Annotated in this window: 25 protein-coding genes; 9 read left to right on the top strand and 16 right to left on the bottom strand. The window is 67.7% G+C overall.

Translation table 11 applies throughout. From position 1 onward, the window contains the following. Positions 1 to 28: 28 nt before the first annotated feature. On the top strand, positions 29 to 1,777 hold the full coding sequence (gene pknB, locus ACFQY2_RS03265; RefSeq protein WP_378744191.1) for a Stk1 family PASTA domain-containing Ser/Thr kinase: 1,749 nt from the start codon (positions 29 to 31) through the stop codon (positions 1,775 to 1,777). Here the strand turns inward: pknB and ACFQY2_RS03260 are convergent. The 3 genes from ACFQY2_RS03260 to ACFQY2_RS03250 are packed head-to-tail and all read right to left on the bottom strand — an operon-like array spanning position 1,759 to position 3,325. Beyond that, complete coding sequence (locus tag ACFQY2_RS03260) at positions 1,759 to 2,379, bottom strand: anthranilate synthase component II (RefSeq protein WP_378744190.1); 621 nt, start codon at positions 2,377 to 2,379, stop codon at positions 1,759 to 1,761. The two genes, pknB and ACFQY2_RS03260, sit on opposite strands and share 19 nt — an antisense overlap. Continuing rightward, entirely contained in the window at positions 2,376 to 2,531 is a 156-nt protein-coding gene (locus ACFQY2_RS03255) for a hypothetical protein (RefSeq protein WP_378744189.1), read from the bottom strand. The genes ACFQY2_RS03260 and ACFQY2_RS03255 overlap by 4 nt, the downstream gene beginning before the upstream one ends. Further along, positions 2,531 to 3,325, bottom strand: a complete 795-nt coding sequence (locus ACFQY2_RS03250; RefSeq protein WP_378744188.1) for a class E sortase — start codon at positions 3,323 to 3,325, stop codon at positions 2,531 to 2,533. The genes ACFQY2_RS03255 and ACFQY2_RS03250 overlap by 1 nt, the downstream gene beginning before the upstream one ends. 36 nt (positions 3,326 to 3,361) lie before the next feature. Between ACFQY2_RS03250 and ACFQY2_RS03245 the strand changes: the two genes are divergently transcribed. Further along, a complete protein-coding gene (locus ACFQY2_RS03245; RefSeq protein WP_378744187.1) occupies positions 3,362 to 3,598 on the top strand; it encodes a cell division protein CrgA in 237 nt (78 codons plus the stop codon). A gap of 179 nt (positions 3,599 to 3,777) precedes the next feature. On the opposite strand, the gene ACFQY2_RS03240 is transcribed toward ACFQY2_RS03245, so the two are convergent. Both ACFQY2_RS03240 and ACFQY2_RS03235 read right to left on the bottom strand, forming a co-directional pair. Continuing rightward, positions 3,778 to 4,674: a rhomboid family intramembrane serine protease gene (locus tag ACFQY2_RS03240; RefSeq protein WP_378744186.1), complete on the bottom strand. Its 897-nt coding sequence runs from the start codon at positions 4,672 to 4,674 to the stop codon at positions 3,778 to 3,780. Positions 4,675 to 4,729: 55 nt separating this feature from the next. Further along, the gene (locus tag ACFQY2_RS03235) at positions 4,730 to 5,287 is read right to left on the bottom strand and encodes a peptidylprolyl isomerase (RefSeq protein ID WP_378744185.1); all 558 of its coding nucleotides are present in this window, start codon (positions 5,285 to 5,287) and stop codon (positions 4,730 to 4,732) included. A gap of 138 nt (positions 5,288 to 5,425) precedes the next feature. Here ACFQY2_RS03235 and ACFQY2_RS03230 point away from each other — a divergent pair, with 138 nt between their 5' ends. Next, positions 5,426 to 5,920 (top strand): DNA helicase, encoded by a 495-nt coding sequence (locus ACFQY2_RS03230; RefSeq protein ID WP_378744184.1) that lies wholly within the window; start codon positions 5,426 to 5,428, stop codon positions 5,918 to 5,920. Beyond that, a complete protein-coding gene (locus ACFQY2_RS03225; protein ID WP_378744183.1) occupies positions 5,917 to 6,399 on the top strand; it encodes an aminoacyl-tRNA deacylase in 483 nt (160 codons plus the stop codon). Before ACFQY2_RS03230 ends, ACFQY2_RS03225 begins: the two co-directional genes overlap by 4 nt. Positions 6,400 to 6,403: 4 nt before the next feature. Here the strand turns inward: ACFQY2_RS03225 and ACFQY2_RS03220 are convergent, their stop codons facing one another. The 4 genes from ACFQY2_RS03220 to ACFQY2_RS03205 form a co-directional block, all read right to left on the bottom strand. Then, positions 6,404 to 6,826 carry an NUDIX hydrolase gene (locus ACFQY2_RS03220; protein ID WP_378744182.1) on the bottom strand — a complete coding sequence of 141 codons (423 nt, stop codon included), beginning with the start codon at positions 6,824 to 6,826 and terminating at the stop codon, positions 6,404 to 6,406. 54 nt (positions 6,827 to 6,880) lie between these two features. Beyond that, on the bottom strand, positions 6,881 to 7,222 hold the full coding sequence (locus ACFQY2_RS03215; protein WP_378744181.1) for a hypothetical protein: 342 nt from the start codon (positions 7,220 to 7,222) through the stop codon (positions 6,881 to 6,883). A 96-nt stretch (positions 7,223 to 7,318) separates the two neighbouring features. Continuing rightward, a complete protein-coding gene (locus ACFQY2_RS03210) occupies positions 7,319 to 8,248 on the bottom strand; it encodes a helix-turn-helix transcriptional regulator (RefSeq protein WP_378744180.1) in 930 nt (309 codons plus the stop codon). 111 nt (positions 8,249 to 8,359) lie between these two features. After that, positions 8,360 to 9,205 (bottom strand): universal stress protein, encoded by an 846-nt coding sequence (locus ACFQY2_RS03205; RefSeq protein WP_378744179.1) that lies wholly within the window; start codon positions 9,203 to 9,205, stop codon positions 8,360 to 8,362. A 160-nt stretch (positions 9,206 to 9,365) separates the two neighbouring features. Between ACFQY2_RS03205 and ACFQY2_RS03200 the strand changes: the two genes are divergently transcribed. After that, positions 9,366 to 10,277: a hypothetical protein gene (locus ACFQY2_RS03200; protein ID WP_378744178.1), complete on the top strand. Its 912-nt coding sequence runs from the start codon at positions 9,366 to 9,368 to the stop codon at positions 10,275 to 10,277. Here the strand turns inward: ACFQY2_RS03200 and ACFQY2_RS03195 are convergent. After that, positions 10,250 to 11,170, bottom strand: coding sequence for an alpha/beta hydrolase fold domain-containing protein (locus ACFQY2_RS03195; protein WP_378744177.1), 921 nt, complete (start codon positions 11,168 to 11,170; stop codon positions 10,250 to 10,252). The two genes, ACFQY2_RS03200 and ACFQY2_RS03195, sit on opposite strands and share 28 nt — an antisense overlap. Before the next feature lie 74 nt (positions 11,171 to 11,244). On the opposite strand from ACFQY2_RS03195, the gene ACFQY2_RS03190 reads away from it, so the two are divergent. The 4 genes from ACFQY2_RS03190 to ACFQY2_RS03175 all read left to right on the top strand — a co-directional run bounded on the left by ACFQY2_RS03190 (position 11,245) and on the right by ACFQY2_RS03175 (position 15,259). Continuing rightward, entirely contained in the window at positions 11,245 to 11,811 is a 567-nt protein-coding gene (locus ACFQY2_RS03190; RefSeq protein WP_378744176.1) for a carboxymuconolactone decarboxylase family protein, read from the top strand. A 146-nt stretch (positions 11,812 to 11,957) separates the two neighbouring features. Next, positions 11,958 to 13,331, top strand: a complete 1,374-nt coding sequence (locus tag ACFQY2_RS03185) for an MFS transporter (protein ID WP_378744175.1) — start codon at positions 11,958 to 11,960, stop codon at positions 13,329 to 13,331. A 2-nt stretch (positions 13,332 to 13,333) separates the two neighbouring features. Further along, a complete protein-coding gene (locus ACFQY2_RS03180; RefSeq protein ID WP_378744174.1) occupies positions 13,334 to 14,380 on the top strand; it encodes a cyclase family protein in 1,047 nt (348 codons plus the stop codon). A gap of 18 nt (positions 14,381 to 14,398) precedes the next feature. Further along, the gene (locus ACFQY2_RS03175; RefSeq protein ID WP_378744173.1) at positions 14,399 to 15,259 is read left to right on the top strand and encodes a DUF1932 domain-containing protein; all 861 of its coding nucleotides are present in this window, start codon (positions 14,399 to 14,401) and stop codon (positions 15,257 to 15,259) included. 12 nt (positions 15,260 to 15,271) lie between these two features. Here the strand turns inward: ACFQY2_RS03175 and ACFQY2_RS03170 are convergent, their stop codons facing one another. The 6 genes from ACFQY2_RS03170 to ACFQY2_RS03145 form a co-directional block, all read right to left on the bottom strand. Then, positions 15,272 to 16,429 (bottom strand): ABC transporter ATP-binding protein, encoded by a 1,158-nt coding sequence (locus ACFQY2_RS03170; RefSeq protein WP_378744172.1) that lies wholly within the window; start codon positions 16,427 to 16,429, stop codon positions 15,272 to 15,274. Continuing rightward, a complete protein-coding gene (locus tag ACFQY2_RS03165) occupies positions 16,426 to 17,232 on the bottom strand; it encodes an ABC transporter permease (RefSeq protein WP_378744171.1) in 807 nt (268 codons plus the stop codon). The genes ACFQY2_RS03170 and ACFQY2_RS03165 overlap by 4 nt, the downstream gene beginning before the upstream one ends. Next, positions 17,229 to 18,158, bottom strand: coding sequence for an ABC transporter permease (locus ACFQY2_RS03160; RefSeq protein ID WP_378744170.1), 930 nt, complete (start codon positions 18,156 to 18,158; stop codon positions 17,229 to 17,231). The genes ACFQY2_RS03165 and ACFQY2_RS03160 overlap by 4 nt, the downstream gene beginning before the upstream one ends. Further along, on the bottom strand, positions 18,158 to 19,225 hold the full coding sequence (locus ACFQY2_RS03155; protein ID WP_378744169.1) for an extracellular solute-binding protein: 1,068 nt from the start codon (positions 19,223 to 19,225) through the stop codon (positions 18,158 to 18,160). The genes ACFQY2_RS03160 and ACFQY2_RS03155 overlap by 1 nt, the downstream gene beginning before the upstream one ends. A gap of 144 nt (positions 19,226 to 19,369) precedes the next feature. After that, a complete protein-coding gene (locus tag ACFQY2_RS03150) occupies positions 19,370 to 20,131 on the bottom strand; it encodes a carboxymuconolactone decarboxylase family protein (protein ID WP_378744167.1) in 762 nt (253 codons plus the stop codon). Positions 20,132 to 20,182: 51 nt separating this feature from the next. After that, the gene (locus tag ACFQY2_RS03145; RefSeq protein WP_378744166.1) at positions 20,183 to 20,896 is read right to left on the bottom strand and encodes a GntR family transcriptional regulator; all 714 of its coding nucleotides are present in this window, start codon (positions 20,894 to 20,896) and stop codon (positions 20,183 to 20,185) included. Between the last annotated feature and the right edge of the window lie 37 nt (positions 20,897 to 20,933).

Genomic DNA, 20,933 nt, shown 5'->3' with positions numbered 1-20,933 from the left:
AACAGGATTCAAGAAGCAGCTGGGGGAGATGGACGTGTCGACAGAGCCGCGCATCCTCGCCGGACGCTACCGCGTGGACGAGGTCATCGGTCACGGCGGCATGGCTCGGGTGCACCGCGGATACGACCTGACACTGGGGCGCGAGGTCGCGATCAAGATCCTCGACCCCGAACTGGCACGCGACTCGGCCTTCCGCACCCGATTCCGCATGGAGGCGCAGGCGGCGTCGCGCATGTCGCACCCGTCGATCGTCCGGGTCTACGACGCCGGCGACCCTTCGACGGGCTCAGGGACCCACGGCTCGACGGGCACAGGAACCCCGGGCGCCGGCGTGTCGGATGCCGCGGGGTCCGAGCCGTACATCGTCATGGAGCTCGTGCACGGCACGCTGCTGAAGGACATCATCGCCGCCGGTCCGCTGTCGGTCGAGGATGCGATCCGCTACGCCGACGGCATCCTCGAGGCGCTGGAGTACTCGCATCGCGCGGGCGTCGTGCATCGCGACATCAAGCCCGGCAATGTGATGATCACCGAGAAGGGCACCGTCAAGGTGATGGACTTCGGCATCGCCCGCGCGGTGTCCGACTCCTCATCGACTGTGGCCGAGACCACGCAGATCCTCGGCACCGCGGCATACTTCTCGCCCGAGCAGGCGAAGGGCGAGTCCGTCGACGCGCGCGCCGACCTCTACTCGACCGGGGTCGTGCTGTACGAGATGCTGACGGCTCGACAGCCGTTCCGCGGCGATTCCCCGGTGGCCGTCGCCTACCAGCACGTCAGCGAGACGCCGGAGCCACCCTCCGAGGTGAACGAGGACCTGCCGCGGTCGCTCGATGCCATCGTGCTGCGTGCGCTGGCGAAGGACCCCTATCAGCGGTTCCCGGACTCCAGCTCCTTCCGTTCCGCGCTGCATGCCGTCACCGCCGGCGACGCCCCGACCAAGAAGCAGATCGGTGCGCTCACGAGCGAGCTGTACGGCGCCAATCCGCGGCAGGCCCAGGAGACCGCCCGCTCGCTGCGCCAGCTGAGCACGGACACCACGATGACGCGCACGCAGTCCGGACCGCCGGTGGCATGGATCTGGGCCGGTGTCGCCCTGCTCGCCGTGCTGCTGATCTCCGTGCTCTTCTGGGTCGTCAGCCTTTCGGCGCGCGATGTCGACGTGTCCCGCGCCTCGGTCACGGTGCCGAACCTCGTCGGCCTGCCGCTGAGTCAGGCCAAGGGGGAGCTGAAGGATGCCGGGCTCGTGCCCGACGTCCGCGACGAGGCCAGCGCCGACTTCGACGAGGACCATGTCATCCGCTCCCAGCCGGGCACCGGCGCGAAGGTGTCACAGGGCGAGTCGATCATCGTGTACGTGTCCACCGGAGCCGACACCATCGAGATGCCGATGCTGGAGGGCCTGTCCCAGGACGCGGCGAAGAAGGTCCTGGAAGAGGCCGGTCTCGAACTCGGCACCGTGCGAAGGCAGAACGATCCGCACGCGACGGCGGGCACGGTGCTGTGGGCGAGCCAGGAAGCGGGCGATCAGGTCGCTCCCGGCGCCACAGTGAACCTGGACGTCGCGAACGGCAAGGTCACCGTCGAGGACATGACCGGCTGGACGGTCGATTCGGCGAAGAAGGCGCTCGAGAAGCTGGCTCTCACGGCCGCCCCGTCCGAGCAGGGTGCGTGCGGCGACGACCAGGCTCCCAACACCGTGATCTCGATGTCGGTGGCGCCGGGCGAGGTCGACATCCTCTCGACCGTCGAGCTGCGCTACTGCACAGCCGACTGACCCGGTCCGGTTGCGGCGGGGCGCACACCGGCGAGCCAGTTCGCCAGCAGGCGGTGACCGTCTTCGGTGAGGACGCTCTCGGGATGGAACTGCACACCGACGATCGGCAGGCTCTCATGCGCGATCGCCATGATCGTCCCGCGCTCGGCGCGTGCGGTCACGCGCAGCACGGCGGGCAGGTCCTCCTCGGCGAGCGCCAGTGAGTGATATCGACCGGCGGCGAACGGCGAGCGGATGTCGCGGAAGAGCGCCGATGCGTCGTGGGTCACCTGGGAGACCATGCCGTGCATGAGTTCCGGCGCGGGCGTCACGGCGCCGCCGAAGGCCTCGCCGATCGCCTGATGTCCGAGACACACGCCCAGCAGCGGCATCCGTCGCCGCGCGGCCAGACGCACCACGTCGAGTGAGGCGCCGGCGTCGGCGGGCGTTCCGGGGCCCGGGGAGATCATGACGGCATCGTGGTCATGCAGCATCCGCTGCCAGTGCGCGTCCGGAGCGTCGGCCTCCACCATCGTGACCGCGGCGCCCAGCTCCTGCAGGTAGCCCATCAGCGTGTGGACGAAGCTGTCGTGGTTGTCGACGACCAGCACACGAGCGCTCATTCCAGGTCGACCTCGGCCGGGACGATGTACGGGCTCACCCAGGGGAACACATAGAAGAACAGCCCGTAGAGCACCGCCGCCAGCATCACCAGCAGGATCATCAGGCGCACCCACCAGGGTCCTGGCAGCAGACGCCACAGCGCGGCATACATCAGCGGACTCCTTCGGCAGAGGGCGGGGCGACGTCGACCTTCGCGAGGGAAGCGGGCGAGCCTTCGGATCGTGGTTGGAAGCCCTCGAACACGCCGTACGCGACGATGCGCTCGGCGAGCGAGTACAGCGGCGAGCAGGCGGTGAGGGTGATGTAGCGCTCATCGGTCTGCTGGGTGGGCATCCTCGGCACGTCGGCGAGCACGTCGGTCTGCGTCGGCTTCACGTACTCGAGTGTGCGGAAGCGATAGGTGTACCAGCCGCCCGGCGTCTCGACGATGATCGCATCGCCGACCCGCAGCTTGTCGAGCTTGTTGAACGGCTTGCCCCAGGTGGTGCGGTGACCGGCGAGAGAGAAGTTGCCCACCTCGCCGGGCATCTTCGAATCGGTGTACAACCCGATGCCGATGTGGTCGAGCGTGCGCGAGCGGGACGTCCCCCCGGCGATGTCCTTGACGTAGTCGTCGCCGAAACGGGGGATGCGCATCACGGCGAAGCGCTCGGCGTCGGCGGGATGCGGCAGGATGGGCGGCTCATAGTACGTCGTGCCGTCGGCGTCTTCGCGCAGCGGAGGGGGATCGGGAATCGGCGCCTGGGCCCACTCCTGGACCGTCGCCGCGCCCTCGACGTTCTTCTGCGCATCGATGATGATGTCGCCGATCCACATCTGCCAGGCGACGAACAGCAGTACCACCGCGCCCGCGGTCAGGAGCAGTTCGCCGAGCACACCGGTGAAGGTCGCTCGAGCGCGAGGTCGGGTGCGACGCGAACCCGGGGTCGGCGCCACGGTCTGCATGAGAGCAAGTCTATTCACCCCGCTAGACTGATCCGCATGGCACGATCTCGCGTTCCCGAAGAGCCCGTCGAGCGCCCCGAGGGCGAAACCGCACCCAACGCGGTCTGGTTCAAGCCCGTCATGGTCGGCTTCATGCTGCTGGGGCTCGCCTGGATCCTGGTGTATTACATCTCCGGCTCACTCCTCCCGATCCCCGGACTCGGCGGTTGGAACCTGGGCATCGGTCTCGGCATCGCGCTGATCGGCTTCCTCATGACCACGCGCTGGCGCTGACCGCGCCGCGATTTCGAAGGACCTCTCGTCTTGGCGAGGGGTCCTTCTCTCTTGTTTGCGGCCGCTCTCGAAACGGGGACGCACTTCGTCTCCGGAGTTATCCACAGGTCTGTGCACAGGTGGGGAGAATTACACGGGTGTTATTCACAGGGGTGGAGAACCCTGTCAACAACGTCTGATCAGGACAGGAGGAGGATCGGCGGGACGATCGCGACGACGACGAGCAGCACAGCGGTGACGGCGGTGAGCAGGGCGATCTGCCAGATCCGCTGCTCACGGCGACGAGTGCGCGTGTAGACGAAGGCGATCAGGGCGCCGACCACGGCGCCGCCGAGGTGAGCCTGCCAGGCGATTCCTCCGACCACGAAGCCGAAGACGAAGTTGATCGCGAGGATCACCAGGATGCCGGTGACGTTGGCGCCGACGTGACGGCCGATGATGAGCAGCGCGGCCATCAGGCCGAAGATCGCGCCGGAGGCTCCGACGGTCGGGGCGCCGGGGGCGATGAGCGCGACGGCGACCGATCCCCCCAGTCCGCTGATCAGGTAGAGCGCGAGATAGCGCGCACGACCCAGCATGGGCTCGAGGATCTGCCCCAGCATCCAGAGCGCGAGCATGTTCAGCCCGAGGTGGACGAAACCGCCGTGCACGAACAGCACGGTGAGCAGCCGCCAGGGCTCGAACGGGAAGGCGGACAGGTCCGGGTACAGGTAGGCGGCGGCGAACAGCAGCTGCTGTGTGATCTCGTTGCCGATGCCGGGCAGCAGCTGCAGCAGACCGATGACCGAGGTGATCGCCAGCAGGACGTAGGTGACGACCGGTCGGCCGCTGCGGCCGGCCAGCGCGATCGCGCCTCCGGGGCGGCCGCCCCAACGACGCTGGGCCCGGCGCTGCGCCGGAGACTGGTTCTTGCGCTGCTCCTTCATGCACTCGGGGCAGATGACCCCGACCGGTCCCTGCGTCTGGCACTCGGGGCAGATCGTGCGCATGCAGCGCTGACAGAGCACGAAGCTCTGCCGATCCGGATGCCGATAGCAGAAGTTGTCTCGATTGCTCGCGAACTCTGGGGTCGTCATCCGGATCGGCTCGGCTCTCTCTTCGGCTCGGGCGAGCCGGTGCGGGTCGGGTGGGTCAGGCCGCGGCGATGTCGATCGAGTGCAGGACCACGTCCTCGACCGGGCGGTCGCCGGCACCGGTGCGCACGGCGGCGATCTCGTCGACGACCTTCTTGGACGCGTCGTCCGCGACCTTCCCGAAGATGGTGTGCTTGCCCTGTAGCCATGGCGTCGGATCGGTCGTGATGAAGAACTGCGAGCCGTTGGTGCCCTCGGTCTGACCGGTGATGGCGTTGCGGCGGAGGCCGGCGTTGGCCATGGCGAGGACGTAGGGCTCGTTGAAATCGAGCTCCATGTTGATCTCGTCGTTGAAGTTGTAGCCGGGGCCGCCGACTCCCTTGCCGAGGGGGTCGCCGCCCTGGATCATGAAGTTCGGGATGATGCGGTGGAAGATGACGTCCTTGTACAGCGGTCCCTCCCCGGGCTTGCCGGTGGCCGGGTGGGTCCAGTCCTTCGTGCCGTCGGAGAGACCGACGAAGTTGGCCACGGTGTTCGGGGCGTGATCGCCGAACAGGTCGATGACGATGTCACCGTGGTTGGTGTGCAGTGTTGCGACATGAGAAGCGTGAGGCATGCTCACCATTCTCGCAGAGGCGCGCTGTGCGAGACCGAATCGTCGCACATCTTCACCTCCGACGCCAGATCCCTGCCCGCATACAGCCTCGTCTGGCAAGATGAGTCACCTACGAACTCCGACCGACGGGAGAGCAACGTGAACCTCAACCGCAAGCGCAGGAAAGAACTGCGCAAGCTTCAGAACGATGCGGGACAGCTGTGGGAGGCGCAGCAGGTGCTCGTCGGCCATGCGGCGGATGTCGCTCGCGAGGCGGGCCGCCAGCTGGGCAACTTCAACCGCGAGCAGGTGCTGCCGGTCGTGCAGGACACGTACAACCGTCGGCTCGCGCCGGCCGTGGATCGCGGCATGAAGGTGGGCAAGCACGTCGTCGACGAGCGCGTCGTCCCCATCGTCGGGGGCGTCGTGGGCACGGCGCTCTCCGCGTGGGATGTCGCGAACAACAAGCGGCACGAACTCGTGCACCGGGCGGCGCCCGCCCCGAAGAAGAAGAGCATGGGTCTCGGTTCGATCGTCGCGCTGGTGCTCGGCGCCGCTGCCGCGATCGGCGTCGTCGCCGCCGCCTGGCAGGCGCTGCGCGCCGATGACGAGCTCTGGGTCGCCGACGACCCGCTGTCCACCCCCAACGCGTGAGCGAACAGAACGATCGGGTGCGGGCGGCGGCCGCCGCGCGGGGTCTCGAGATCGAGATCGTGGAGCGGCCTGCCGCGCGCAACCTGGCCGAGGCCGCCGCGCTGGTGGGCCTGCAGCCATCCGACATCGTGAAGACACTGGTCGTGAAGCGCTCGGACGACACGTTCCTGTTCGCCCTGGTACCCGGCGGCCGCTCCATCTCCTGGCCGAAACTGCGCGCCGTCGTCGGCGTCAACAGATTGCGTCTGCCGGAACCCGAGCTGGCACTGGCCGCCACCGGGTACGAACGCGGCACGATCGTGCCGATCGGCAGCACCACCGACTGGCCGGTGTACGCCGATGAGACGATCGTCGGCCGACGCATCGCGATGGGCTCCGGAGCTCACGGATTCAGCCTGTTCATCGACGCCGACGACCTGATTCGCTCCTACGGAGCGACGGTCGCGGACATCTCGGTTCCCGAGAAGCCGCGCGACTGAAGACCTAGAGGATGCCGGCCATCCTCAGCGCGATGTCGACCAGTTTGACGCGCTGCAGCTCGGCCACCTCCGGCAGCGTGAACCAGCCCGCCATATCCGTGGAGCCGTCGGTCTCGAACCGCAGTCGGCCGCCGGTGACCTCGGCGCGGTAGATGATGCGCAGGGTGTGCAGCGGGGATCCGGCCTTGTGCACGCGCTGCGAGCCGGGGATGACGCGGGAGTGGATCCCGAGCAGCTCGGTGGTCTCGATCCGGAAGCCGGTCTCCTCGCGCAACTCGCGGCGCACGGCGATCTCCGGATCCTCGCCCTCTTCGAGCCCGCCTCCCGGCATCGTCCACGCGACCCGCCGACCCTCCGTCCAGCGCGCGAGCAGGACACGATCCTGCTCGTCGGTGACGACAGCGTATGCGGCGACGCGCAGATCCATGTCTTCACAGTAACGCCCGTCCGGCGTCGCACGCGTGCGGGAGTCGCAGGTCACTCAGGAGGGCTGCAGTTCGTCCTCACGGGCGCCGTCGCCGGCATCGATGTGCTCCTCGGTGAGACGGATCCCGCCGCTGCTGTTGGCCGAGGTGGCCAGCTCGTTCAGCCATCGCTGGCTGAGCTCGGGCGTCTCCGGGTCGCTGAAGACGAAACGCAGCGATATAGACGGATGCAGCCAGAGGGTGGATCGTCCGGCCGGCTCGCCTTCCGGATGCTGCCAGGACAGCGTGAAGCTCTCGTTGCGGCGCAATTTGGTCGCGAGGACGACCTTGAGGTGAGCGAGTGTGCGATCCTCGATCGTGATCGGTTCGGTCGCATCGCCGTAATACAGAGTACCCATTGGCTTCAACCTACGTGGTTACCCGACACTGGACAGCCAGAACGTCTTTCTGATACAGGAGGCGCACACACTGTTCGTCTTGCGCACGAAACGGCGTCAGTCCTCGAGTGTCTGCTGAGGACTGACGCCGTAGACCTCGCGATATGCAGACCCGAAGCGGGACGTGTTGGCGAAGCCCCAGCGCCGCGCGATCTCGGTGACCGACCCGTCGGGCGCCGAGTTACGCAGATCGCGGTGTGCGCCATCCAGACGCACACTGCGCAGGTAGGCGGCGGGGGTGATGTCGAGCGCTCGACGGAATGCGTACTGCAGTCCGCGTGCGGAGATGTGTGCGGCCACGGCGACGTCGCCGACCGTGATCGGCTCGTGTGCATGAGCGTCCATGTAGGCGATGGCCCGGCGAACGACGGATGCGCCGACGAACCGCGGCTCCCGCATCGCCGCATCGAAATAGGTCGAGTAGAACGTGCTGAGAGTGGTGATCAGGGCGTGGCGCACGAGACTCACCTCGATGAGCCGGTCCTCGCCGCTCGCGGCGAGCGCGTGGAACACGTGGTCGAACGTGCGGTTCCAGTGGCGTCCGACCGTCTCGTTCCTCGGCGCGGTGTCGATCAGCCGCAGCTTCAGCGCGTCATCACCGGTGATCCGCCGAGCCAGGTTCTCGGCCATGGCGCGGTCGAAGACGAAAGCGGTGACATCGGCCGTCCGCTCCCAGAACGCCTCTACCTGCACGCCGTCGGTCACCCAGGGCAGATCGGTCTCCAAGGAGGTGCGTGCGCTGCGGACCCAACCGCTGTCGGTGGCGATCCGGCAGGCCAGGATCTGATCCTCGGGCCGCACGACCGCGCTCACCGTGGCGGTGAGTGCGTAGCGCACCACCGTGAGTCCGTTGGTCTGCGCGGATCGCCAGCGGAACTCGAACCGCTCCGGATCGATGTGCTGCGCTCGTGCCGACGGCACGTACTGCGCCCAGAGACGCTCGACGTCAGCGACGTCGACCGAATCCACCCGAACGAACTCTGCCATCACCGCTCCTGCATGAAACCGAAGCGGGCAGGGTGCCTCCCGCACCTTCGATTTTATGTGGTGACGCGCGTATCCCTACGCAGCACACGGGTCACCGCGCCGTCCGTCCGGTCATCGCACCACGGCGACGACGGATGCCAGCCGCTGCAGCACCTCGTGACTGATCGAGCCGAGCAGGAAGCGGCGCACGGCGCCGTGCCCGCGGCTGCCGACCACCGTGAGGCGCGCTCCCTCGGCGAGCTCGTTGATGATGACGGACGGGAAGCCCTCTGCCACCGCCTCTTCGATCTGCAGGCCGGGGTATCTGCTGCGCAGCCCCGCCAGAGACAGGGCGAGCGCCTCTCGAGCGGTCTGCTCCATCCCGTCCCGGTACGCCTGCGGGCTGACCATGATGGCGTTGCGCGGCGCGGATATCGGCGTCCAGACGATCACGGCGGTCAGAGGCTCGTCCAGGCGGTCGGCCTCAGCGGCGGCGAAGGCGATCGCGGCCTCCGAGACGGAGGAGCCGTCGACGCCGACCACCACGCCGCTGCGGTCGTCGTCCAGGTCGAAGTCCGGCACGACGACCACAGGGCAGTGCGATGCCGCGGTGATGCGGATGCCGTGCGCCCCGCGTGCCGGTCCGTCGCCGGGACCGCGGTAATCGCTGCCGATCACCAGCAGAACCGCATCCTCCGAAGCGACGGAGAGCGTCGCCACGGGATCGCCCACCGCGACGCGGCTGGTGACGGAGAGGCCCGGATGCGCTATCCGCTCCGCCTCAGCCGCGAGCATCTGTTCGGTCGCGGTCATCGCGGCCTCGATCACGGCGGCCTCGCCGATCATTCCGACCGCGCCGCCGACGACGCTGAGCAGTTCGATGCTCTGCCTGCGCGCCATCGCGCGCGCGACGGCCCAGTCGACGGCCCGGCGGCTGCTCGATGCGGCGGAGACTGCGACGACGATCTTCTCGGACATACCCGACTCCATCCCTGGTGATCCTCACTCTAGGCGCTGCCCGCGAGCCCCGCATGGCCGGCGACCGGAAGTAATCGGATGCCGCGTCAGATCCCTCTGCCGGTGGGTGGGCCCAGGATTGTATGATCATGCTATCGTCGGGCTAAAGAAGGGAAGCACTATGCCGTTCGACTCCACCGACATCCGCTCCGCGCTCACCGCGACAGGGTCCGCGACCCCGTCGGCTCAAGCCGCGGCGGCGGACTATCTGCGATTCCATGACACGGCCCCCACGGTGCTGGACGGCGCGCGACGATGGCGGGGTCGAAGCCAGAACCTCGTCATCGACGTCGTCGACATCGATGACGCGGGCACGGTGCTGTCGTATCCGGGCGGACCGGACGAAACCGGGGTGATCCTCACCGAAGCCGGCACCGCCGTGCGCGTGCATGCCGTCGGCGGAGTGCACGCCGCCGGTGGCGAGACCCTGACCTTCGTCCCGCCGGGACGCGTGGAGCTGGAGTTCACCGCGCCGGGACGCGTCGTCGTGATCTCCACGACACGCGCGCCGGGCCTGGCGGAGGATGCGATGAACGCCGATGCCTACCTCGTCGACCACGCGAACGTGGCGCCGATCGTGCCGTGGCCCGAGCCGGTCGGCGGCTACCGCGTGCGCACCTACGACCTCACGGTGCCGACGCTCGGGAGTCCGCCGTTCCGGATCTTCCGCTGCGCGAGCTTCATGGTCAATTACATCGCCGCCCAGAAGGGTCCGCGCGATCCGGCGAAGATGTCCCCTCACGACCACGAGGACTTCGAGCAGCTCTCTCTCGTGCTGCAGGGCGAGTACATCCATCATCTGCGCTGGCCGTGGACGACCGACCTTCGCGAGTGGCGCGAGGATGAGCACGTCCATGTGGCGGCACCGTCGCTGACCGTCATCCCACCCCCGACGGTGCACACCAGCCAGTCGCTGGGCGCGGACCTCAATCAGCTCATCGACATCTTCGGCCCCCCTCGTCGCGACTTCTCGCTGCAGGAGGGCTGGGTGCTCAATGCAGCCGATTACCCGATGCCGGACGCCGGCGCCTGATCCGCACCCACCTGCAGGCTGAGGAGGGCCGCGGCGTCCGCGATCGCGGCCCGCGCCTCCTTCGTCGTCAGGGCAGCCATGAACACATGGAAGCCGGACGCCCACTCCCGCAGCCGCGACGTGCCCCCGACGGCACGGATCCGGCGGTCGAGTTCCTGAGCGTCGGGAAGCAGGATGTCCCGGCCTCCGATGTACGTCGTCACCGGCGGGAGTCCGGTGAGGTCCCCGTGCAGCGGACTCACGAGGGGATCCCTCGTGTCGCGACCACCCGCCCACCACCTCCCCGCCTGCACGAGCATCGGTCGCGACAGCATCGGATCCCGCCGTTCCAGCCTCGCGATCCCGGGGTTGGTCAGCGTCACGTCGAGCCAGGGCGAGAACAGCAGGATGCCGTCCACGGGCCGACGGCCGTTCTCGCGCATCCACAGGGCGTGACTGAGGGCGAGTCCTCCGCCGGCGGAATCGCCGCTGAGGAGTACCGCGCCTCCGCCGGCAGCCATGCGCACACGACTGAGCACGGCGTCGACGAGCGGGTGCGCGTCGTCGACGGTCGCATCCGGTGCCAGCGGATAGAGCGGCACATGCATGGTCGCGCCGGAGGCGGAGACCAGGTGTGCCAGCGCTCGCCAGTGCGCCTGCTGAGCGGTGTAGACATAGGCACCGCCGTGCAGATGGACGACCTGCACACCGGTGCCGCCCTGCCGCGGCGCGAGGGTGTGCACCGTCCGACCCGCGATCTCGTCGACACCGACCTCGCACATCAGTGCGACCTCAGGCGGCATCTCCGTCGGCCGCTGCCTGATCGGCAGCTCGCGCTGCATTCTGCCCAGGTCGTGGCGGTGGCGATAGCGCCAGCGCAGATATCCTCGGAACATCGCCATCCGCGTCGACATCGCCGCTCCTCCACTGTTGCGCCCTTATTGCACTATTGTCATACAATAGTGCACGTTCGCCGAGAGGAACACCGATGACGACACGCCTCCCCCGGATAGACCCCACGACGCTGGCGGGCCCGGCCGCCGAACTGTATGCGCGGTACACCACGGGTGGGCGGGCGGCCCCCGGCGCCGCCTTCTCCCTGGTCACCGCGGACGGCCAGCTCACCGGTCCGCCCGCGGCCTGGATGCACAACCCCGAGCTCGGTCTGCGGCTCGAACAGCTGGGTTACGGAGTGAGATTCGAGCTGACGCTGCCGCCGCGAGCACGGGAGGTGGTGATCCTCATGGTGGCCCAGCGGGAGGACAGCGCCTTCGAACGCTTCGCCCACCACCCCGCGGCACGTCAGGCGGGGCTGGATGACGAGGAGATCGCGCGCATCGACGAGGGCCGCTTCGTCGGCGCGGATCCACAGGAGCAGGTTCTCGTGCGCACCGCCGACGCCCTCCTCAGCCGGGGAACGCTGACGGACGCCGAATGGTCCACCGCCGAGGCATCCCTGGGCGGCGGCATCGTCCTCGAGGTGGTCACCCTGGTCGGGTGGTACCGGCTGATGGCTCTGCAGCTGCGCGTGTTCGGAATCGAACCGACGCGCTGACCCAGAAGTTCTTGACGTTTTCGTATGACGATCGTACAGTCATAGATGCTCATCGGAGAGCGTGTGGCTGAGCCGGTCGACGGAGACCTCCGCCCGCCGATGAGAGTCCGCAGGCCGCACAGCGGCATCCTCTCCGAAAGGGCGAAATGAGCATCAGCGCCGGTGTCGACACCTCCACCACACCACCCGTCATCCGCAGACGACGCGCGATCCGCGGAGCCTTCTGGGGCTTCCTCATCGACTCCTTCGACATCTACCTCCCATCCGTGGCGCTGCTGCCGGCCATGGTCTACTTCACGATCGGCCTGGATCCCGCGCAGACCGCTGTGGTCACGGGCTTCACCCTCGCGACCACGCTGTTCGGGCGCCCTGTCGGCGCCTTCCTGTTCGGACACCTCGCGGATCGCCTGGGCCGCAAGCGCGTCGGAGCCATCTCGATCTACGGCTTCGGCGTCACCACCCTGCTGATCGCGTGCCTGCCAGGGGCGGAGCAGATCGGCGGCGTGGCGGCGATCACCCTCCTGCTCCTGCTCCGCTTCATCGACGGCATCTTCCTCGGAGGCGAGTACACCGCTGCCACGCCCATGGCGATCGAGTACGCACAGACCCATCGACGAGGGCTCGTCGGCGGATTCGTGCAGAGCGCATCGACCATCGGCTACCTGCTGATCGGTGTCTTCACGTTCATCGCCCTGCAGATCGCGCCGGCCTCGGACATCGATTCCGCCTACGTGCAATGGGGTTGGCGCATCCCGTTCGTGATCGGGGCGGTGGCCGCCTACGTCGTAGCCCGCTACCTGCGACGCGACGTCGAGGAGTCGGTGATCTGGGTCGAGGCCGAGAAGGCGAAGAATCCGGTGAAGGAGATGTTCAGCCGCACGAACATCCGCCCGTTCCTGCAGGTCTTCGTGCTGATGACCGGCGTGTTCTTCATGGTCAACATGGTGGGATCCGTCATCCCTCAGCTGATCATCGGACGCGGGTTCACGGCGAATGAGTTCAGCCTCAGCGTGATCTTCGCGAACATCATCGTCCCCTTCGCCTACATGCTCTCCGGGCACCTCAGTGACCGCTTCGGCCGTCGGCCGGTGCTGCTGTTCGCCGGGGGTCTCATCCTCTTCGTCATGACGACGATGTTCTGGATCCTCGGCAGCGACATCCCGCTGCCGTTCGCGGTGCTCATCGGAGTGGTCTTCCTCGCGCAGTGCGTCAACGGCTTCACCATCGGCACGCTGCCTTCCTACATCAACGAGAGATTCCCGACCCGGGTCCGGTCGTCGGGCTGGGGGATCGGCTATTCGCTGGCCGTGGTGATCCCGGGCTTCTTCGCCGCCTACCAGGCAGGACTGTCCAACTTCATGCCGCTCTCGCTCACCCCCGTCGTGCTGCTGGCGATCGCCGGCGTGCTGATCATCGGCAGCGTGATGGTCTCGCCGGAGACGCGCGGCGTGGACCTCTCGGGAACGGACATGCTCGACGCCGATCGGCGACCCGTCATCCAGCAGGCGGCGGTGCGTTGACCATGGCGATCCCTGACGCCTCGTCGAGCATCGAACGCGCGACGAGTGCGCACCGAGGGCGATACCCCGCCTACCGGGAGCTGCTCGCCCGCACCGATGGGCCCGCCGGCTCCTCCTGGGGGATCTTCGGCCGCGACGACCAGCTCGGTACTCTCAACTTCATCGGGCCCGCGGAGTCCGCCGCGGCGGCGGCCCTGGCTCGGGACGGGAGGGTGTTCGACCTCGACTACCCGCTGAACACCTTCGTCCCCAGCCTGGCCGGCACCCGTCCTGCCACCGAGCATCACCTCTTCTCCAACAACCCGAATCACCGCGACGACTGGCTCGACCGCTTCTACCTCCAGTCCACCTCGCAGATCGACGGACTGCGCCACATGCGCCATCCGGCACACGGGTTCTACAACGGCGTCCCCGACGAGCGGATCGTGGCCGGTGGTCCCGATCTGGGCATCCAACTCGTGGCACGCCACGGGATCGTCGCGCGGGGCGTGCTGCTGGATCTGCCCCGCTACTACTCGCACGCCGGCCGCACGTTCGACGTGACGACCAATCATGCGGTCACGGCCAGCGACCTCCGCGCCGCCGCCGAGCTGCACGGGGTCGAGCTGCGACGCGGGGACGTCATCCTCATGCGAACGGGCTGGGCCGGCCACTACCTGGCGCTCTCGGCGGACGAGCAGGCGCACCTGCGCGCGAACTGGGGCTCGCCGGGGATCGAGCAGAGCCACGAGATGCTGGAATTCCTGTGGGACACCGGCGTCGCCCTGTTCGCGTCGGACAATGCAGGAGTCGAGGCCTTCCCCGTCGACCCGCATTCGCCGTTCGTCGATCCCGATGAGGCGCTGCCCGAACGCGGGCCCAGCCACAACGGGATGATCCACCGGGAGCTCATCGCCCTGCTCGGTCTGTCTCTCGGCGAGCTGTGGCGCCTCGATGAGCTCGCCGAGGCGTGCGCGGCCGATGGCCGTCACGAGTTCCTGCTCACGGCGAAGCCACTCGCTGTCACCGGTGGGGTCGGCTCGCCGCCGAACGCCATGGCCATCCTCTGACGCGAAGGCGGCCACATCGTGATCATCGGGCTCGTCGGGGCGGGAGCGATGGGCAGCGCACTCGGTGCGGCCTGGGCTGCCGCGGGCCATCAGGTGAAGACCGACCTCTCCTGCCGCAGCGCGCGCACCATCGCCCTCGCACGCAGCCGGGGGATCGTCTCCGCCGGCAGCCTCCACGCAGTGGTCGAGGCCGACCTGGTGGTGTCGATCGTCCCGCCGGCCGCGGCGATCCCCGTGGCGCGGGACATCGTGCGTGCCGCCGTCGACGCCGGCACGGCACCCCTCGTGGCGGACCTGAACGCCGTGTCCCCCCGCACTGTCCTCCGTGTCGCCGACCTGCTCCACGACGGCGGTCTCGAGCTCGTGGACGGCACCATATCGGGTGCGCCGCCTCACCCGGGCGCCCGCACGACCCTGTATCTCAGCGGCGAGCGCGCCGGAGAGCTGCGGGAGCTGTCCGAGTCCTGGTATCGCACGGTGATCCTGGAGAGCGGGGTGGGCACGGCCTCGGCGCTGAAGATGACGATGTCCTCGATGTACAAGGGAACGAATGCCCTCGTGCTGCAGGCCGCGCTGACGGCGTCGCACTTCGGTGTCCTCGACGCCTTCCTGCAGGACGTGTCGGGTGCCTGGCCCGACAACGTCCCGCGGTGGGCAGCGGAGGTGGCGCTGGCGGCATCCAAGTCGGAGCGGTTCGTCGACGAGATGCGCGAGATCGCCGACACCCAGGCGCAGGCCGGGCTCGTGGAGGACCTGTTCCTCGGGATCGCGGCCGTGTTCGAGCGTGTGGCGCGCACCGATCTCGCGCGGACCACACCCGAGGCGGTTCCGCGCGAGATCGGCTTCGACGAGATCGCGGAGCGGTTCAGCCGGTCCTGAAGACCACCGCTGTCACATCGCGCCGACCGCCGCAGGTTCGGCGGTCGGGGCCGAGACCGGCGCGGTCTCCGCCGCGCTGCGCGCATCTGCATCCGGGGATACGAACGCCTGGCCGTCCACATCCCACACGGCTCTGACCTCATCACCTGGGCGCACATCGACGATATCGGTGGCCGGGCTCGTGGCCGCACCGACCGCACCGTCCGCGAAACGCAGGTCGATGCGCGTGGTGCCGCCGCCCAGCCTCGCCACGTCCGTGACCGTCGCGGGGACGGCATTCGCATCGCCGACGTCGGCGCCCTTGTGCGCGAGCTTCATTCGCTCGGGCCGGACGATCAGCACGGACCCGGGTGCGACTCCGCCCCGGTGTCGCAGACGTTCACCCCGCCACAGGTAGGTCGACGCGTCGACGACCTCCCCGGCGAACAGGTTCGCCTCGCCGAGGAAGCTCGCCACGAACAGCGTCCCCGGGTCGTCGTAGAGTTCTGCCGGCGCGCCGACGCGCTCGATGCGCCCCTTGTTGAACACGGCGATCCGGTCGGAGAGGAACATCGCCTCATCCTGGTCGTGCGTGACGAAGACGAAGGTCAGCCCGAGCTCGCGATGCAGTCGCCGCATCTCGGCCTGCAGCGTGGCGCGAAGCTTGCGGTCGAGCGCACCCAGCGGCTCATCCAGCAGCAGCACCTCCGGGGAGAACACCAGGGCACGCGACAGTGCGACACGCTGCTGCTGACCGCCGGAGAGCTGGTCCGGTTTCCGAAGCAGCAGCGGTCCGAGCGCGAAGCGCTCCGCGATGTCCTCGACGAGGCGCTTGGCCTCCGCCTTCGCAACCCCCCGCTGGCGAAGCGGGTAGGCGATGTTGTTGAACACCGTCATATGGGGGAACAGGGCGTAGTCCTGGAAGACCATGCCGAAGTTCCGCCGGTGCGGGGGGACCGAGATGAGGTCTCTGCCGTCGATCGTGATCGATCCGCTGGAGGGCTCGAGGAATCCCGCCAGCATGTTCAGCGTCGTCGTCTTGCCCGATCCGCTCGGTCCCAGCAGCGTCATGAACTGACCCGGCTCGATTCGCAGATCGACGTCGTCCACCGCCGGGGTGTCGTCCACGCCGTAGCGCTTCATCAGGTGGCGCAGCTCCAGGGCGCCCGGCCTGTGCGTCTCGATGCTCATGCTTCTCCTCTGCTCTCCATCTGTCTCTCCTTGCCTCGGATCCACCCCAGCTGCACACCCAGCACCACGACGCTCACGATGACCACGAGCACGGTGGAGGCGGCCGAGATCGTGGGATCGGTGACCTCGATCACGGCGTTGAACATCGTGACCGAGAGCGTCTTCGTGTCGCGCCCCTGAAGCAGCAGTGCGATGACGAGTTCGTCGAACGCGACGACGAACGCGAAAAGCGCTCCCGCCATCACCCCGGGGAGGATCAGTGGCAGCGTGACGGTGCGGAACACCGCGAAAGGCGTGGCGCCGAGGCTCAGTGCCGCGGAGGTCAGCGACCTCTGGTAGCCATGCAGACGGGCGGAGACCGCGATGATCACGTAGGGAACCGTCAGACAGGTGTTCGCGAGGATCAGCCCGAGCAGCGAGCCCGCGAGATCCAGCTTGAGGAACGTGGTGTACATCGCCAGGGCGATGAGGATGTTGGGGATCACGAGCGGGGAGATCAGCACTGTGCTGCCCAGTGCCCGCATCCGCGGGCTGAATCGGAAGAGTGCGAACGTCGCACTGGTGCCGATCACGACCGCCAACGCCATCGCGCCGAGCGCCACCTTCAACGAGACGACGATGGCGTCCAGCCACACCGGGTCGGTGACCAGGTTCTCGTACCAGCGCAGGGACCAGCCCGGCGGGGGGAACTGGAACGTCGTGCCGTCCGACAGACTCAGCGGGACGAGGAAGGCGGCGGGAGCGACCAGGAACAGGGCGATCAGGACGCCGGCGACCTTCAGTGGTCCGAATCGCGTTCTCATCCGACTCTTCCTCCGATGGTCCTCACCGAATCGGCCGTCGACGAGCGGTCGCGGCCCGTGGCCAGCCGTCCGGAGACGAACTGGCTGAACCCGAGCAGCAGGACGGTCACGACGAGCAGCAGCACGCCGATGGCGCCCGCTCCGCCGAAGTCCAGGACCACCTGCAGGCGAGCCATGATCAGCTGCGCGATCAGGGACTCCTGAGGCGTGCCGAGCATCGCGGGTGTGACGTAGAACCCGAGCGCGAGGATGAAGACGAGCGTGAAGCTGGCGGCGACGCCCGGCATCGACAGCGGCACGTAGATTCCCCAGAAGGATTTCGCCCTGGACGCTCCCAAACCCTGCGCGGCATCCAGCAGTCGCCGGTTCACCTGTCCGAGCCGCGCGTACAGCGGCAGCACGGCGAAGGGCAGCAGCACCTGCACCATGGCGATCATCACGCCCGGCGTGGTGCCGATGAGGGGGTAGTGGATGTCGAAGAACGACAGGAACCGGTCGAGGAGCCCGTCGCGCTGGAACAGGACGAGCAGTCCGAAGTTCTTCGCCGTCGCGTTGCTCCAGAAGGGGATCAGCGCGACGGTCATCAGCACGGCCGCCCAGCGAGGCCCCGAGATCGTCATCAGGTAGGCGTAGGGGAAGGCGAGCAGGATGGCGAACACCGCCACCACGAGCGCGACCCAGAACGTCCGGATCAGGATCTTCAGCGTGTATCCGTCGGTGAACAGGTTCACGTAGTTTCCGATGCCCGGTTCGGGCAGTGTCACGCTCTCGGCGGCCACCCCGATCATCGGGTACACGAACAGGAAGCCGAACGCCGCGACGGCCGGGAGCAGCAGCAGCACGGTTCCCAGAGGCGCCGCGAGGGGGCGCCGTCTGCGCGCCGGTCTCTCACCGACGCGCAGACGAGATTCGACGAGCGAGGTCATCAGCCCGCCTGCCACGCGACCCATGACTCGGAGGCCGACTCCAGGTGTTCCGCCCACCACTCCGAGTCGAAGAGGATGAGTTCGCCGCGGTCGTCTCCGAGGAACGGGTTGAACTCCGTCCCTCCCTCGAAGTCGATCGTCGCGGGATCGATGTCGGTGCGAACGGGGGTGTTGCCGCCCAGCTCGGCGTTCTCGATCTGCCGCTCCGGCTGCAGCGCGAACTTGATGGCCGCCACGGCCTCCTCCTTGTACGGAGTGCCCTTCGGGATCATGAACACGTCGAAGTCCCAGAAGGTGATGTCCCAGACCGGCGAGATCGTGGCGCCGGAGTCGAACGCGGCGCCGAGGTTGGTGCTGATCGTCATGGTCATGGTCGCCTGCTTGCTGACCAGTGCCTGCTGCACGGCTGCGACGGCGGGGACGAAGATCAGATCGGACTTGATCGTGTCCCATTTCGCCAGCGAGCGCTCGATGTCGAGCGGGTACAGGTCCTCGGGCGCCACACCGTCGGCGAGCAGCGCCATCTCGAGGTAGCCGCGGGGGTTGTTGGCGCGGATGACGCGCTTGCCGGGGAAGGTCTCGGTGTCGAAGAAGTCCGCGAGCTCGGTGGGCACCTCGTCGGTGTAGACCTCGTTGTCATAGGCATACACGAATCCGAACTTGCCGGCGGGGACGGTGCACTCCGTCGTGGTGTTCTCCGGGAACACGTCGGGGAAGTCGGAGTAGTCGACCTTCTCCAGCAGCTCTCCGCAGTACTTCAGGGCGATGTAGGGCACGTTGTGCACCACGTCCCAGACCGGCTTTCCGCTCTCGACCATCTTCTGCAACTGGGCGATGAGGTTGGAGAAGGCGACGCTCTCGATCTTGATGCCGGTCTCGTCGGTGAACGGATCATGGAAGGCGAACTTCTCCCGCTCCGCCTCCTGCCCGCCCACGTTCGCCCAGGTCAGCGTGACTTTCTCGCCGCCGTCGCCGCCGTTTCCTGCTGATGCGCCGGAACCGCACGCTGCGAGGCTCAGCACGGCCGCCAGGGCCACTGCGAGCTTCGCGCTCTTCTTCCATGCCATGTCACATCTCCTTTGATGCCGAGGGTGTCGGTCACCGGCCGGCGACTTCGGGAAAGTCGCCATCGCCGGATCGAGTGATGATCGTATTGTATGACGATCACTCAAAACAATACAAGCCCGTCATGCGGGACGTCCGGGTGACGGTCAGTCCTGCTGCCGCGATGCGGACTCCTCCACGAGGATCGGTGCGGCGGTCGTCACCGCATGGATGCCGAGGACGCTCGCGATCTCCATGACTTCGAGGATCTCCTCAGCGGTCGCTCCATATCCGATGGCGTTCTCGATGTGCAGCTTCAGCCCTTTGACGTACAGATGGGTGGCGGCGGTGTCGAAGGCGATGTAGATGAACTCCTTGACCTTCGGCTCCAGGGTTCCGCTGCGCCAGGGCACCGAGGAGAACTCCGTGTACGCCTCGAACATCTCGGGGTCGAGCTCGAGCATCTCGTCCCAGAAGGAATGCCAGTAGCCCCGCGTGCGCGTGAACTCGGCCTTCAGCTCCTCCTGGGCGGGGGACAACGGTGCGGGACCGATGCGCAATCCCTTCTCCTCGAGCACCTCGACGAGCACCGGCACGCCGATGTTCATCGCGTGGATCCCCAGCGTCGCGGTGCACTCCAGCACCTCCATGATCTGCTCCCTCGTCGCACCGAGACGCAGCGCGGCCCGGATGTGGCTGCGGATGCCGGGAACGTACAGATGGGTGGCTGCCGCGTCGATCGCGATGTAGAGGAACTCTTTGGTGAGAGCGTCGAGGTGATTCTTCGCCCAGGGCACGCCCGAGAAGTGCGCGTACGCCCTCAGGAACTCCGGGTCGAGCTCGAGCACCGCGTCCCACGCGGTGTCCCATCCGCCGCGGAGGCGGATGAATTCTTCTTTGATCTCCTGCTGCTGGGCACTGAGTGCCATGATGACTCCTTCATTCTGTGGGGAAACAGGTGAAGGATCCGATGATGCGCGTCAGGCGGATTCTGCCTCGGCCTGACGGAGACTGCTGAGGGCGGTCGCTGCCGCGGCACGGACGTGCTCGGCGCACAGCCGCGAGGCCCGCTCCGCGTCGCGCGCGGATATCGCCTCGACGACGGCGCGCAACTCGCGCACCACCTCCGGTGCGCGCCCGGCCTCGGACAGCGATGTCGCCCTCAGCACCTGCACTCGGGCCTGGATGCCCTCGAGCAGCTGCTGCAGCGCACTGCTTCCCGCGCCGGCGATGAGCACCGCGTAGAAGCGGTCCTTCGCGGCGAGGATGGCGCGGATGTCGTCGGTCTCTGAGGCGAGTGCCGCGAGGTCCTCGACGGTGTCGTGCAGTCGGGTCACCTCATCGTCCGTCGCGCGCTCCACGAACCGCTGGACCACCAGCGACTCCAGGGAGGCGCGCACCTCATAGAGATCGACGGCATCGTCCAGGCTGGGCGCGGTGACCATCGCCCCGCGCTGCGGAACGACGGTGACGAGTCCCTCGGAGGTGAGCTCGCGCAGCGCTTCACGAATCGTGGTGCGCGAGACACCGAGCTGCTCGATGAGCTCGCGCTCGACCAGGCGCTGTCCGGGCTTCAGCTGGAAGTCCAGGATCGCCTGCCGCAGCGCGGCGATGACCTGCTCGCGCAGCGGAGCTGCGACGCGCCCCATGGGCGCGGCCTTCCAGGTCTCGGCCAGAGAGTTCGTCGTCGCCATATGCAGCCTTGCGCCTTCAATCAGTCTACGATCATAC

The organism is Microbacterium sp. GCM10027623 (assembly GCF_042666935.1).
Lineage (GTDB): Bacteria > Actinomycetota > Actinomycetes > Actinomycetales > Microbacteriaceae > Microbacterium.
Note: the sequence above shows the minus strand (reverse complement) of the source record. Positions and strands in the feature narration are given on the sequence as shown.